The following is a 14,336-nucleotide window of genomic DNA, read 5'->3' on the forward strand; positions in this document are numbered from 1 at the left end:
ACTTTTAAAAGATTTGCTTACCCGCACAGATCGTTGCTTGAACAGAAAAGTCTTTATCGAGCAGGGCAAAATTAGCCTGTTTACCTACCGCAATACTGCCTATTTGCTCCGCTTTATTTAAAAACTCAGCAGGTACTAAACTGGCCATTTTAGTTGCTTCAACTAGGCTTGCATCGGTTAGGTTATAAAAGCGTTCAACGCCAACTTCCATGGTTAATGTACTGCCCGCTAAAGAGCCGCTCTCAGTTCGTGCAACACCTTGCTCAACCACAATAGGAAGCTCACCTAAGCGGTAGCGACCATCTTGTAAGCCTCCGGCGCTTACGCAGTCTGTGATCAGAGCAATTTTATCAGCCCCTTTTAAACGGTAAACCATGTTCATGATGCTCGGGTGCAAATGAATACCATCAGGAATAAGCTCAACCATGGCATCGCTGTCCATCAACAGTGCGCCAGTACAACCGGGATCACGATGATGAATACCGCGCATACCATTAAAAATATGCACACCACCGCAGGCACCATGAGCAAGAGCTTGTGTTGTTTGCTCAAAATTAGCATCTGTATGACCCAGCATCACACGCACACCTTTATCGGTGATATAGCGGATCATGTCGGGGGATTTAAGTAGTTCTGGCGCCAACGCAAATGAGCTTAAGCAACCTTCACATGCGGCATAAATTTCATCAAATCGCTGTTTAGTAAGCTCTAAAAAAAATGACTCGTTATGTGCGCCTTTATGTGCTTCTGCAAAGAATAAACCTTCGTTATAAGCCCCTAGCAACTGCGCCCCAGCCAAGCCTTTTTTATAGGCACTCGCCATATTTTTATAAGCTTGAATTGAGACGTCCCAGTCTGCAGTCACCGTTGTGCCAACAAACCCCGTTACGCCGTGCTTTGCTAAAGACCGAGAAATAGTCTCTAGTGATTCTGGGGTGCCGTCCATAATATCGCAGCCTTCACGACCATGAATATGCAAATCGATAAAGCCCGGAAATAAGCTATGCTCACCTAAATCGATTACTTTAATCTCTGGCTCAATTTGTGTGGTAATAGCACTAATTTTACCTTGCTCGACCAAGACCGCATGATCGAGTAAAACCGTCTCAGCAGTTACCACTTTTGCGGCTTTTAAGTAATAACGATTAAGGTGCGTTGGAATTAGCATGAACACTTCCTATTATTGCAGCGCCTCTTACGCCGCTAGAATCACCAAACTTTGCACGCTTCACGTCGGGCACGGCAAAACCTGAAAATAAATGAGTTTGAATCGCATCAGGGAGCTCTTCTACTATTGCATCAATGAGCGACAACCCCCCGCCAAGTACGATAACTTCTGGATGCAAACTTTTACTAATGGCAGCAAAGGTTTCGCCAAGAATATCTAAGTAACAAGCGAGCACCTTTAAAGCTTGCTCATCAGAGCGCTTGATATCGTTTGCCCATTCAATCGCTGATTTAGGGGATTGCGTAATATGTTGATACAGAGTTTGTACGCCAGGCCCTGCAATATAGCTTTCTACGCAGCCATTTAAACCACAGCCGCATTTTAAAACGGGCAGCTGATATTTTTGTTGCAGATACGCAGAAAGCGGTAAATGACCATATTCTCCCGACATACCTAAACCCTGGTTAAACAAAGTGCCATCAATACACATACCACCCGCAGCCCCCGTACCAACAATGGCACCAAATACTCGGCTATAACCTTCACCAGCTCCGCCATTTGCTTCTGATAAAGCGAAACATCGGGTGTCATTTAATATCGCAACAGGGCGTTTTAATAATGCTTGAAGATCGTTGGCAATCACTTTGCCTGTGGCACACGGCACATTAGCCGACAGCACTTTACCTTCATCATTAATGATACCTGGCATACCGATGCCCACCGCACCTTGGCTACTTGTTAATTCATCGGCCTTTAGCACCTGCTGATATATTGCCTGCAAAAATTGCTGATAATCATCAGTTGGCGTATTAATACGCCAACTCTGCTGTTGCTCTAAATTATTATTAAAAATGGCGGTTTCTATTTTTGTTCCACCAATATCGAGTCCATAAACAGCCATACTCTACCTAACACTTTCTAACAAGAAGCTAACGGGTAAATAGTTACCCCTTGTACAACACGGTTAACTTCGCCCGTTGGGCAAGGATTGTCAGGTGTTAAACCGAGTGAGATTGATTTAAAAAATGCAAAAATCTGACAATAAACAATATAATACAGACCTTGCCACACATCATCCAGCGGTTGCTGCTTTGTACCTACCGATAATTTTTCTATTCGCAGGCATTGCTGTTCATTGACTAATTCATTATATAAATCAGTGTCATATAAACTGCTGTATAGATTTCCTGATGACATCAATAGTACGGCAGTTTTGGTATTAATAATGGTTTTCGGGCCATGCCTAAAACCCAAAGGCGTTTCAAAATAACTAATTAATTCACCATTTGTTAACTCTAAACACTTTAATGCAGCTTCTTTGGCGTAGCCAAGTAAAGACCCGGCTCCTAAAAACACTAAGCGCTCAACGTTACTTTGTGCAAAACGCTTAATGTCATCAATTTGCGTATCGAGTAGCTGATTAGTATGCGCCACAACTTTTTCTAATTGAACGCTATCTGGAGTAAAAATACACAGTGTTGAAATCAGCATTGAGGTAAAGCTACTTGTCATTGCAAAGCTCTCATCAAGTGTTTCTTTTGGCATTATCACACTTAAGCTATTGCTTTTAACTGATGCGCTTTTAGCTAACTCACCGTTTTCATTACAGGTAATAACCAAGTGATAACATTTATCAACGACTTGCTCTGCAATATCGACCGCTGCGACACTTTCAGGGCTATTTCCAGAGCGCGCATAAGAAATAAGTAAGGTTGGCGTGCCCTTTTGTAAAAAACCATATGGGTTTGAGACAATATCAGTGGTGCTGACAGCACATACGTCCAAATCGGTTTTCGCAGTTAAATGAGGTGTTAAAGCCTCGCCCACATAAGCTGATGTACCAGCGCCTGTTAAAACAACTTTTAAGTTATTAAGTGCTAAAATCGGCGCTAAAAAATCATTAATCTCAGCTCGCTTGTTATCAATCACTGTTGCCGTATTACACCATGATTTGGGTTGTTGTGTGATTTCTCTTGCGGTCCAATAAGCGTTCTGTTGCTTAAGTTCTGTTTCGTTTAAGGATAAAAACTGTGTCATATTAAATTCTCTCTCAACACCACTTATTGATTACAAGCAAGCGAATAGCTATTCGTCACTTCCATTATTTTGTTAAGTACTAACTCACGCGGTGATGAGTTAATTTGGCCCTTAGTTAATGCTTTGTACTGCATTGGCATAAATTGGCTAAGTAAGGTCTGTGGAATAATTTGCCCTTCTAAGTTCTCAAACAGCGTTTCTACTGTTTGTTTTATCTCATCTTCAGGCCAGTAATAACGGATGCGATCGCTATAACTATAAGCCCTAAACAGCTTAGCTTCAGCACCCTGCGATGGGTAAAACTTATTCCAATAATGTGGTTTTTCTAGCATGATGCGCTCACAGACATCACGTAAATTAGAACGCTTAGCAGGTTCAACTAACTGATCTTCAATATAAGTTAAAGCAAATAAACCTTCGCGTAGTGCATAGGTAAGCTGTGGCCCCACTTTTAATATGGCAAAGTGATCTTGTACTAACTCGCGATAGCAATGATCTGGCTGGTAATCAGTAGAGTGAGCTTCATACACAAGATTATCGACAGTAGTGATAAACTCTTTCAGTTTTTGCGCTTCATTACGTTGGTAATTAAAAACTTGATGATTATCAAACTCAACCCCCGGCTGCACAACAACAGCAATAACACGCGACCACACGTCACTTATGTTTAAGCTAGCAAATGCTGCCTGATGTAATTCGATTGTTTGCTGTACCCCTTCAACATGGGATACCTCAATAATTTCATGCTCTTCTGTTGCCCCACCCGGAGGGGGAACTTCAGTACCAACCACATAAAGAATATCGTTATCTTTTGAGACCGACTCGGCAGCTTGGCACATCAATGCTGCACGCTTGGCAATTTCTGCATCAGCTAAACGTTCTCCATCGTCAGCGCATGGCATGCTGGCATCTAGATGAATTTTTTTAAAACCCGCACTCGCATAGGCTTTAACAAGTTCAACAGCTTTTACCATCGCAACCTCTGCAGGCTCATTCACCCAACACACAGGACCTAGGTGATCACCACCTAAAATAATGCGCTGGGTATCTAAACCCACTTTTTCGGCTATTGCATAAACAAATTCAACAAAGTCATGAGGCTTCATACCCGTGTAGCCACCAAACTGATTAACTTGGTTTGCCGTAGCTTCAATTAAAATTTCAGTGTCATCATTAAGAGCTTGCAACATCGCTGCTTCGATAACGAGTGGATGCGCGCAGCATACAGAGTAAATTCCCTGCGCTTGCCCTACTCGATTGTTATTAATAATCGTTTTTAATGCATTCATGGTTCTCTCCAAGCAGCTTACATCAAAGGTTAGATACGTGATTTGAAATTACAGTAGCACACAGCGAAACACCGCGCAACAAAATGAAAGAAAACGAAAGTGCAAATCAAAGCTGAAATTTGACCTAAAAAACCATAAAAAGGCATTAATGGTAATACAGCTACCAATTTGAAAGATTTTGAAAGCATTTAATTGTAATTAACTTTTAGTTGCGATATAACAGAAACAACTGAAACCCACTATTAAAATAATCTCAGTGATTTAGGTATCGTTATGACAATAGATAGACGTAGTTTTTTAAAATCTGCCGCAGCCATTACCGCCGCGACAGTCGTGACTGGCTGTGCGAAAAGCCAACAAGGTGATAATCAAAACACACCTCTTGCAGCACAAGGTAAAAGCGTAATGGGCTTAGCTGTGCCTGCAATGGATGTGGTGCGTGTTGGTTTTATTGGGGTTGGTCAACGTGGTAGCGGCCATGTGAAACATCTTTGCCATATTGAAGGTGTTGAAATCAAAGCTATTTGCGACACAGATAAGCTAATGCTAGATAAGTCTGTTAATTATGTTGTTGAAAAAGGCTTACCTAAACCAACTGCTTATACGGGTTCAGATAAAGCCTATTTAGATATGCTCGCTCGCGATGACATCGACATTGTGATCATTTCAACGCCTTGGAAATGGCACACACCGATGAGTGTTGAGACCATGGAAAGTGGTAAACATGCCTTTGTTGAAGTACCTGCAGCAACCACGATGGAAGAGTGTTGGCAACTAGTAAACACCGCAGAGCGCACGCAAAAGAACTGCATGATGATGGAAAACGTTAACTATGGCCGTGACGAGTTAATGGTTTTAAACATGGTTCGTAAAGGCGTATTTGGTGAGTTACTGCATGGTGAAGCTGCTTATATTCATGACCTGCGTTGGCAAATGAAAGAAATTGACCGCAGCACAGGCTCATGGCGTACTTATTGGCATACCAAAGTAAACGGTAACTTATACCCAACCCATGGTTTAGGGCCGGTTTCTCAATATATGAATATCAACCGTGGTGACCGCTTTGACTTTGTTACCTCAGTCAGCTCACCTGCACTTGGCCGTGCAGCTTACGCAGAACGTGAATTCCCTGCAGGCCACGAACGCCGTTCACTGAAATTTACTGCTGGCGACATGAATACCAGCATTATTAAAACAGTGAAAGGTCGTAGCATTATGGTTCAGCACGACACCACAAGCCCTCGCCCGTATAGTCGCCATAACCTAATTCAAGGTACTAATGGCACATTTGCAGGATTCCCTAATCGTATTGCTCTTGAAGATGTGCCACCAGCCATCGCGAAAATTTACCAACAGCAATATGAAGCAGAGCTCGCTGCCTGGGAGAAAGCAGGTTCACAGGGGCGTAAGCCACATATGCAAAACTTCCATAGCTGGGATCAAGATATGGAAAAATGGCGTGCTGAGTTTGATCATCCACTGTGGAAACGCATGGGTGAAGAAGCAGTACGTAACGGTGGCCACGGCGGTATGGACTTCATTATGCTTTGGCGCATGATCTACTGCTTACGCAATAATGAGCCACTCGATCAAGATGTATACGATGCCGCAGCATGGTCATCAATCTTCCCGCAAAGTATGGCATCGGTTGCTGATAGAAGTAACAGTAAAACAATTCCAGACTTTACCCGTGGCGCTTGGCAAACAGGTAAGCCTCTAGGAATTGTGTCTTAACACTTTCTCTCCTGAAAAACTAAAAGCCCGCCCTTTGCCCTGCGGGCTTTTTTATTTCATTGTTCACTCCCTTTAGAGCTTTACTCTATAAAACTTTACCCACAAAAAAGCCCGCAACGTCGGCGGGCTTTTTGATTAGACTTTAACCTTACTGAGCATGTGCTGCAGCGCGGAAAATCGTGTTAGTTAACAGTACATTCATGCCTTCAAGGTAGGCACGGTAGGTTGGTGATTGTGTAAAGCCTATCACCATGCCTTTGCCTTGCGGTTGATGAACAAGCAATGGCTTATATGCAAGCTGTGCTTTATTTTGCTGCCATAGATAACCACTTGCTAGCACATCATCCTTACCTGTAAACCACGCTAGGTTTTTACCTGAGTTCAGTTTTATAGGCGTGTAAATATCATTACCGTAAGCCACTGCAACAAGATCTTTATCAACCCCAGCGGTTAACCAATGCTCTTGGTCTACTTCAACATTAGCAAGTACACCGGCTACATAGTCTGGCGATGTATGTGGCTCAATGCTCGCTGCTTTTAAATCATCGCGAGAAGCGAATAACTGCCCTGCCACTTTACTACTTTTATCATCGCTGCTGCTTGCTTTATCTTCTCGGTAAGCTTGCTCGCGCTTCACATCTAACAAACCGTAATCAGCATTAGTAGTAAAGCGGTTAGCATTACCTAAGGCAATCAATACGCCGCCTGCCTCAACCCAGCTTTTTAAATTAGCTGCGCCCGATTTACCTAATGCTTGCTCGTAATTACCTTCTGGTAAAATTACCACTTGATAGTCACTTAAATCAGCCCATGCAAGCATTGGCGTGCGAATCGCCGTGACTGGGTAGCCAAGCTGTCTTTCGATAACAAAACGAGTGTTACCGGCGCTTAGCTCACGAGTAGCTGCATCCCATGCAATCGCCACTTTAGGTGCCAGCATAGGCACTGTTTTGTTACTACCAAAGCTTGGGCCTTCAATCACCCAACTTGAGTCAACACCATCAACTATTGCACCTGTTTGCTCGGCAATTTGGCTAATTTTAGTCAGTAAGTTTTTATCGTTTAGGCGCTTTTCGATTACTAAGCTACCCGCTGGATAGTTAGTTTTATCACCTAATACAAATGCTTGGTCAGCACTTTTCAGTTTAATGCCAGCTTGCAGTGCTGCTGTTAAAAAGCGTGCTGCGGCCGTATCACCCCAAGCAACAATATAAGCTACTGAGGCTTCTGGATTATTCACTTTGCCAAGCAATGTGTCGTCGGCCTGAACGGCTTTGCTATCTGCGCTAACTGCGCGACCACAACTATCGCTATCTACATTAAACATCATCGGCAGTGACCAACCTGTGACATCGTAAATTTCATCACCTAGGTTACGAGCACGACGTCTTTCTTGCTCTTTTACAAATGCTTCAGCCATATCTACTTGGTCTGTAAATGTGGTACGTACAAATACCCCGCGTGGCTGTGCAGTATCAATAAAATAGCTACCCGCTTTATACTTAACGCCACAGGCTTTGAAGTCTTCAGTTGCTTGTTTAACTTCAACACCATGCTCAGCCATTAGGGTAGCAAGCTTGTGCGTGCCCTCACGATTGCTTTGATTAGGTAAGATATAAACTCGCTCTTTGCTATCTTTACCCGAATCAATTGCATCAACTTGATATTGATAAAAGTCACCTAGTAGTTTTTCACGTTGGTTGGCAGCCCCTTCGGCGGTCGAAATTGAGGCCACAAACTGACGCTTTACAGTATTAAAATACGTCAGTAGTTCACCGGTATTTTTCTCAAAAACATGGCCTCGCGCAGAGCCTACTTCGTAAGTTGATGCTGATGCACCATAAAAAACAGGCCAGCTATCACCGTAGCCAGGGTAAAAGGCATCAAAAATTTCACGGGTAAAGTAATCAAAGCCAAATTCATCAAAATACTTCGCATGATTTTGCCCAATCGCATCCATGTTGGCGATTTGGGTTTTCGTCATATGCGGATTAAATGGCTGAGCAGCTGGTGCAAAGTAGTAAGATTGGTCGCCGCCCATTTCATGAATATCAACCACCACTTGTGGTTTATATTTATTGATTGCAGCCACTCTGCCTTTACTTTCAGGTTGAGTAAGCGCTAACCAATCACGGTTCATATCAAACAAATAATGATTTGTTCGGCCTCTTGGCCACGGCTCATTATGCTCTGCACTTAACCTATCTGCACTGTGCTCAAGACCCACAGTTGCATAATAACGAGTAACAAAGCGCTCACGACCATCAGGGTTTTGTAATGGGTCGATAAACACCACTGTGTTATCTAAAATTTTGCTGTTAACGGCATCATTCGGGGCTGCTAGCAAGTGATATGCAGTAAATAATGCAGCATCGGTTGAGCTAATTTCATTACCGTGCACGGCATACTGAAGCCACACAGACGTCGGTAAATTTTTAATTAGCGATTTAGCTTCTTTTTCAGAGGTGGTACGCGGATCAGCCAAGGCTTGGGTGTTATCGGCGAGAGTTTCTAATGAGCGAATATGCTCCGCAGTTCCAACCACCGCATAAACCAGTTCACGACCTTCCCAGCTGTTTGCGTACTTAAACACTTTAATACGATCAGGCGCAGCTTGCTCTAAAGCGCTAAGATAACGACGCATATCGTTGTAATTGGTGATACGCTCACCTACATCGTATCCGAGTACTTGTTTAAATGTTGGTATTTGCTGATTATAAGCCGTGCCCGGCCACATTGCTTCGGTATTCGCTGCACTGGCATTAAAGCTTGCCGTTATTGCCACAACACTCACTGAAATGGCTTTTATTATTTGTTTGGCGCTCATTATTTTTCCCAAGTAAAAGTATCTGTTTTGTACATTACAAAAGTATTGAAAATAAACAAATTAAAAACGTTAGATTGGCAAAAATTAAAGACATAAAAAAACCGCAGCAATTGCTGCGGTTATTTTCAAAATAGCAGGGCTATTTAACTAAGGTCATTTCATCAAGTAGGTAACCTGCGTTATCAACTTCTTCCATTAACCAAAGCATGTATCGAATATCAACGTGAATAGCACGGGTGATCTTGGCGTTAAAGTACCAATCTTTGGTGATTGATTCATAAGTCGAGTCAAAATTAAGACCCACTAATTCACCTTTACCATTCATGACTGGCGAACCTGAGTTACCCCCTGTGGTATCAGCACTGCTCAAAAAGTTGACTGGAACTGAGTTTACTTCAAGAGGTTTAGCCGCTTGTGGCTCACAACCAAAACTAAATAAGCTACAGCTTACACCTGGCAAACCTAAGTCACCGCGGTAGTAGGCGCCAAACGCTTGCTTTTTGTATGCTTCAAGTACTTTATCGGTAACAACAAATGGCTTTTCACCTGTGTGTTTAGCCACTAAACCACGTAGTGATGTAAATGGCGTTTTATACACAGCATCTGCTGCTGGGTAACCATCAACTTGTGCATAGCTTACGCGTAATGTGCCATTTGCATCTGGGTAAACTGGCTTACCTTTGGCTGTATTAAAGGCGATCACGGCTTGCATATATTGCGGACGAATTTCAGCTAAACGCCCCGCCATTTCTTTTTCATCAGCTTCTTGTGCCATGTTGGTCTCGTATAGAGCAACAGCAAGCTTTATGAATGGGTCGTTTGATGCTTCAAACTCTGCAACAGATTTACCTATCCAGCCAACGCGCGTTGCTGTATCTGTAAGTTCTGTTTTAGCGTAAAAAGAAGCAATAATCGCATCAAGCTCAGCCTGTGTAGTGGTATCAGTGATACCTAAGCCGTCGTTTAATGCCGCAACTTGCGCTGCTTTGTCTTGCGCTAAATAGTTACCTAAGTAACTTAACCATAAGGCTTTATCAACCTCAGGCGTAAACTGTTTTTGTAAGCGCTCTAAACGCGCTTTAAGCATAGGAAGGTCACGCTCTTGGTAACCCATTTCGCGCTCTGCATTAGGTTTTTCGCCCTCTTTTGCTAAGCGATATAAACGAATCGCGGTGCTTAGTAGATCCGCCTGTTTTGCATAATCAAAGTAAAAATGGCTTTGTTGCTGTGCGTGCGCTTCTACTAATAATGACTTTAATGCGTGATATGAATCTGCGTACGCTTTACGTTCAGCACTTAGCGCAAACCAAGCGAGGTACTCTTGCTCTTGCGCAGCTTTAATACCCGGAATATCCGTTACTTTAAAGCCATCTTGTAAGCCTTCCAGTTTCTTTAAACGGTTGTTAGTGCTTTTTACACGAGAGGCATATTTAACTTGTGCTTGCTCATCGCCTTTACTCTGCTTGGCGATTACGTCTAGGGTCATGTTATAAGTATTAAGCAATGTTGGGTAATACCAACTCGCAGAATAATTTACTTCGTCTGCAAGCTTATAGCGGCTAGTTCGACCCGGGTAACCGGCCACCAGCACACCATCACCTAAGCTTACGCCGCTTGCATTCACTTTTAAGAACGACTTTGGCTCATAAGGTACGTTATCTTCGCTGTAATCTGCAGGCTTACCATCTTTACCAACGTAACCACGTACAAAGGTAAAATCCGCCGTGTGACGTGGGTATTCAAAGTTATCAATGTCGCCACCAAAGTTACCCAGCGCTTCTGCCGGAGCATACACTAAGCGCACATCTTTGATCATCAGTTGTTTGATCATGAAGTACTCTAAGCCATGGTGAAAATCACGCACGGTACAACGGTAGTTAGGATCTGACTCACACTCGCTGATCAAAGCTTTGCGATTTGCTTGAATTGCTTCATAACGCGCTTTGCCGTGTAGTTCTGCAGGTAAGTTACCCAGTACGCGCTCAGTAACATCATCCACTTGTTCAGTTACATACAAACGCTCTTGCGGGCCTGCAGGTAGCTCTTTTGATAAATCAGCTGCTAAAAAACCTTTTTCAATTAAGTTGTTTTCTGGTGTGCTGTTATTTTGAATCGCGCCATAAGCACAGTGATGATTAGTTACCGCTAAGCCTTTTGGTGACACAAATGACGCTGAACAATAGCCTAAACCAACCACTGCATTGAGTGGGTATTGGTTAAGATCTGCCACTTGTGATGCCGGTAATTCAATACCAACGCGGTCAAACTCGCTTTGTAATTGTTTTAATTGATGCGGTTGCCACTGCCCTTCATCAGCGTGCGCGCTACCGACAGCGACAACACCCATGAGTGCTAATGAAGTTGTAATCATATTTTTTTTAATCATGTTAATCCTAGTCAGTGCAAAGCACTATTCCATTGTTGCCTTAGAAAATCGCGCTAAGACTACCATAACCTTGATTGACTCAAGACATATTGCGATTAAATACAATTGGAGAGTAAAAATAGAGGGGAGAAAAAGCTCCTACCGTAAGAATGCAGTAAGCAGGAGCATTAGCTTCGATTCAATTATTAAGCATTGGCTTTTAAAAGGTCATAAAGTTCATCTTTAAGCACGGCGCGTTGATGCTTTTTTTCATGCATATCCGCATCTTCAATCGGCGAGTTTTGCAATTCAAGCTCACGAATTTCTTTATCCATATCATCATAACGCTGCATGGTTTTCTTGAAATGAGCATCGTGTTTCGCAAGGCTGTGGATTAGTTCATTAAACTCAGGGAATTCATTCAATAACGAGTGTTTCTCACCTAACATGGGCAACTCCTTTGGCTAGAATTTCAGTTCAATTTCAATGTATCACCCTAACATACAGAGTCAATGTCGCAACCTTGTCCAAGATCAATAATACAGCGATTCATACAAGTTTCTGAAACTCATGGAGTAAGCAACAAAGAAGATGTAGTTCGCACAAAATTCTAAGAATTATTCCTAGACATAACCATTTGAATTAGAGATATAATCAAATTTGATGGAGGGAAACATGCGTATTGGTATTATTGAAGATCACCAACTAGTAAGGGATAGCTTTAAAAAGTTACTAGAACTACAACAGGAGTGGCAGGTAATTATTGAAGCCTGCACGGTTAGCGAGGCTAAACTTGCCGTTGAAATTGAACAACCTGATATTTTTATAGTTGATATTTCAATGCATGAAGGAGAAACTGGCCTAGCATTTTTAAGCTACTTAAATAGTTACTACCCTGAAATTAAAACAATTGTTGCCTCCATGTATGACTACGAGCCTTATGTAAGCAACGCTCTTAGCTTGGGCGCGCAAGGTTACGTCTCTAAACGTTCAGCATCAGAAGCCTTAATCGACGCTGTCAATTCTGTAATTAAGGGCGGCAGGTATATAAGTGAAGATGTGAAGTTTAACTTTAAAGACCCTTCTAATAAACTCGCTTTACTAACACCAAGAGAAAAGGAAGCTTTACCTCTATTTGCAAAAGGGCTTAACGCAAAACAAGTGGCGCAACAGTTAGACATGATGCCTAAAACTGCTCATGTGCATAAGGCTAATATTTACCAAAAACTAAAAGTATCTAACTCGTTCGATTTACTCAAAATTGCAATAGATAATGGACTCATTGCGCTTGATGAACTGGCATAATTTCCCTTTCGTGAATGTATCTGTGAACCAAGCTTTTGCTGAGTTTACAAAACAAGCTCTAGTCGCTGTTATTTACTTTGTTACCTTATGCTTTTCTTCTTGGGTAAGTAATCATTTAGAAACGGTGGCGCAAAGTAGCGCCATATTCTTGCCTGCGGGAGTTAAGCTCGCTTTTTTTATTATCTTCCCAATTAGGTTTTGGCCAATTCTTTGGTTTAGCTCAAGGCTTTACGCTGCTTATATCGGCATGTTTTATAACGATGCTTGGCACTTCGATTTATTACATGGCTTTTGGCAAGAAGCTACCTACATGATAATAGTACACTGCTTTAAAGAAAGTCGTTGGCCACCCAAGATCGATGCTAATACCGGCATTATCTCAATCGTTTTGTTGGCTACTTCAACAGCCGCTATCAAGTGGTTTTTGTTTGCTAGTGCTTTTGAGTTCACTACATGGTTAGCTGGTAAGCAGTTATTACAATACCAACTCAATATGACCCTAGGTGATTTAACGGGGACACTACTCGTTGCGCCAATATTGCTAAGTATTAAGGCAAGCTATAAACATAAAATTACGCTAAACAACTATTTACTCGTAATTGCGCTGTTAGCCCTGACCATAGTTTACCTTGCAGCCTATATACATAGGCCTGACCTATATTCTCTGCTACGCTTGTTCTCTTTACTGCCTATTCTTTGGTTTTCTTATAAGTTTGCTACAACAGGTGCTATTTTGAGTGCTTTACTCAGCAATAGTCTAATTGTTGTACAAGCAGGCATCCAACAAGATGCAACGAATACTTATATAAGTCAGTTATTTATCTTAGCAAACTCAATTACTGGGCTTTTAATTGGTACTGCAACAAATGAACTCAAATTAAAAAACGCTGAATTACAACAAAGCAATGAACAACTTTCTCAATTACTTGCTAAAAACAAACAACTTGCAAAACGGATGGTTACAATCCAAGAAGACGAGCGCAAATATCTGTCTCAAGAATTACATGACGAATTAGGGCAAAATCTCACAGCGCTAAAAACAGATTTAGCAGTATTATCACTCTCACAACAAAACAGCAATAATTCAATCATTGCTACCCTTAGAGAAAATGCCAAAGCTATGTATGACTCTGTATATCAAATTATGCATCATTTGAGACCGAGAGAGCTTGACGAGTTAGGCCTTGAACACGCTCTAAAAAATGGCAAATTAAAATCCCTATTAAATAAAGCTGATATCGAGTATCAAACGAACTTAGATATCAACAGTACCTTGGCTGATGAACACCAAACGGCTATTTACAGAATCTGCCAAGAAGCTGTTACCAATTGCATTAAACACAGCAGCGCCTCACAATTATTTGTTCAGTTGAGTGTAAATAAACAAGCCATAGATCTCATAATTAAAGATAATGGTGAGCAAGTGCGTAACAACGCAGAATCTGGTGGCTATGGCCTTTTATTTATTGAAGAGCGAGTGCTTGCTTTAGGTGGTAAGTGTAGTTTTGACACGCAGGATGGCTTCGCTATTAAAGTATCTTTTTAACTTCATGTATTAGAGTTACGTAACCAACGTGATAAATATGCGATTTATCGTTTCTACTCGAATTG

The 14,336-nt window shown here is 42.0% G+C and carries 10 protein-coding genes; 3 read left to right on the forward strand and 7 right to left on the reverse strand.

Annotated elements, in window-relative coordinates; translation table 11 throughout:
* Window positions 1-4: 4 nt before the first annotated feature.
* From nagA to BIZ38_RS05040, 4 genes are read right to left on the reverse strand one after another with little or no spacing between them, the layout of a single operon-like run.
* Entirely contained in the window at window positions 5-1,168 is a 1,164-nt protein-coding gene (gene nagA, locus BIZ38_RS05025; protein WP_187489740.1) for an N-acetylglucosamine-6-phosphate deacetylase, read from the reverse strand.
* Complete coding sequence (locus BIZ38_RS05030) at window positions 1,146-2,069, reverse strand: ROK family protein (RefSeq protein ID WP_187489741.1); 924 nt, start codon at window positions 2,067-2,069, stop codon at window positions 1,146-1,148. Before BIZ38_RS05030 ends, nagA begins: the two co-directional genes overlap by 23 nt.
* 17 nt (window positions 2,070-2,086) lie before the next feature.
* Window positions 2,087-3,205 carry an SIS domain-containing protein gene (locus BIZ38_RS05035; RefSeq protein WP_187489742.1) on the reverse strand — a complete coding sequence of 373 codons (1,119 nt, stop codon included), beginning with the start codon at window positions 3,203-3,205 and terminating at the stop codon, window positions 2,087-2,089.
* A 23-nt stretch (window positions 3,206-3,228) separates the two neighbouring features.
* Window positions 3,229-4,494: a D-tagatose-bisphosphate aldolase, class II, non-catalytic subunit gene (locus BIZ38_RS05040; RefSeq protein WP_054552755.1), complete on the reverse strand. Its 1,266-nt coding sequence runs from the start codon at window positions 4,492-4,494 to the stop codon at window positions 3,229-3,231.
* Window positions 4,495-4,767: 273 nt separating this feature from the next.
* Here BIZ38_RS05040 and BIZ38_RS05045 point away from each other — a divergent pair, with 273 nt between their 5' ends.
* Window positions 4,768-6,228: a Gfo/Idh/MocA family protein gene (locus tag BIZ38_RS05045; protein ID WP_187489743.1), complete on the forward strand. Its 1,461-nt coding sequence runs from the start codon at window positions 4,768-4,770 to the stop codon at window positions 6,226-6,228.
* 148 nt (window positions 6,229-6,376) lie between these two features.
* On the opposite strand, the gene BIZ38_RS05050 is transcribed toward BIZ38_RS05045, so the two are convergent.
* From BIZ38_RS05050 to BIZ38_RS05060, 3 genes are all read right to left on the reverse strand, one after another.
* On the reverse strand, window positions 6,377-9,055 hold the full coding sequence (locus BIZ38_RS05050; RefSeq protein ID WP_187489744.1) for a M14 family metallopeptidase: 2,679 nt from the start codon (window positions 9,053-9,055) through the stop codon (window positions 6,377-6,379).
* Between the two features lie 139 nt (window positions 9,056-9,194).
* Entirely contained in the window at window positions 9,195-11,441 is a 2,247-nt protein-coding gene (locus BIZ38_RS05055) for a S46 family peptidase (protein WP_262387558.1), read from the reverse strand.
* Window positions 11,442-11,626: 185 nt separating this feature from the next.
* Window positions 11,627-11,869 (reverse strand): YdcH family protein, encoded by a 243-nt coding sequence (locus BIZ38_RS05060; RefSeq protein ID WP_054552759.1) that lies wholly within the window; start codon window positions 11,867-11,869, stop codon window positions 11,627-11,629.
* A gap of 226 nt (window positions 11,870-12,095) precedes the next feature.
* On the opposite strand from BIZ38_RS05060, the gene BIZ38_RS05065 reads away from it, so the two are divergent.
* Window positions 12,096-12,725: a response regulator transcription factor gene (locus BIZ38_RS05065; RefSeq protein WP_187489745.1), complete on the forward strand. Its 630-nt coding sequence runs from the start codon at window positions 12,096-12,098 to the stop codon at window positions 12,723-12,725.
* Window positions 12,712-14,271, forward strand: coding sequence for a histidine kinase (locus tag BIZ38_RS05070; protein WP_187489746.1), 1,560 nt, complete (start codon window positions 12,712-12,714; stop codon window positions 14,269-14,271). The genes BIZ38_RS05065 and BIZ38_RS05070 overlap by 14 nt, the downstream gene beginning before the upstream one ends.
* Window positions 14,272-14,336: the final 65 nt, after the last annotated feature.

It is taken from the genome of Pseudoalteromonas sp. BZK2, from assembly GCF_014349195.1.
Lineage (GTDB): Bacteria > Pseudomonadota > Gammaproteobacteria > Enterobacterales > Alteromonadaceae > Pseudoalteromonas > Pseudoalteromonas simplex.

Bases quoted from the DNA above. Each gene is read 5' to 3' on its own strand.
- nagA (WP_187489740.1), bottom strand. From the start codon at position 1,168: ATGCTAATTCCAACGCACCTTAATCGTTATTACTTAAAAGCCGCAAAA.
- BIZ38_RS05030 (WP_187489741.1), bottom strand. From the start codon at position 2,069: ATGGCTGTTTATGGACTCGATATTGGTGGAACAAAAATAGAAACCGCC.
- BIZ38_RS05035 (WP_187489742.1), bottom strand. From the start codon at position 3,205: ATGACACAGTTTTTATCCTTAAACGAAACAGAACTTAAGCAACAGAAC.
- BIZ38_RS05040 (WP_054552755.1), bottom strand. From the start codon at position 4,494: ATGAATGCATTAAAAACGATTATTAATAACAATCGAGTAGGGCAAGCG.
- BIZ38_RS05045 (WP_187489743.1), top strand. From the start codon at position 4,768: ATGACAATAGATAGACGTAGTTTTTTAAAATCTGCCGCAGCCATTACC.
- BIZ38_RS05050 (WP_187489744.1), bottom strand. From the start codon at position 9,055: ATGAGCGCCAAACAAATAATAAAAGCCATTTCAGTGAGTGTTGTGGCA.
- BIZ38_RS05055 (WP_262387558.1), bottom strand. From the start codon at position 11,441: ATGATTAAAAAAAATATGATTACAACTTCATTAGCACTCATGGGTGTT.
- BIZ38_RS05060 (WP_054552759.1), bottom strand. From the start codon at position 11,869: ATGTTAGGTGAGAAACACTCGTTATTGAATGAATTCCCTGAGTTTAAT.
- BIZ38_RS05065 (WP_187489745.1), top strand. From the start codon at position 12,096: ATGCGTATTGGTATTATTGAAGATCACCAACTAGTAAGGGATAGCTTT.
- BIZ38_RS05070 (WP_187489746.1), top strand. From the start codon at position 12,712: ATGAACTGGCATAATTTCCCTTTCGTGAATGTATCTGTGAACCAAGCT.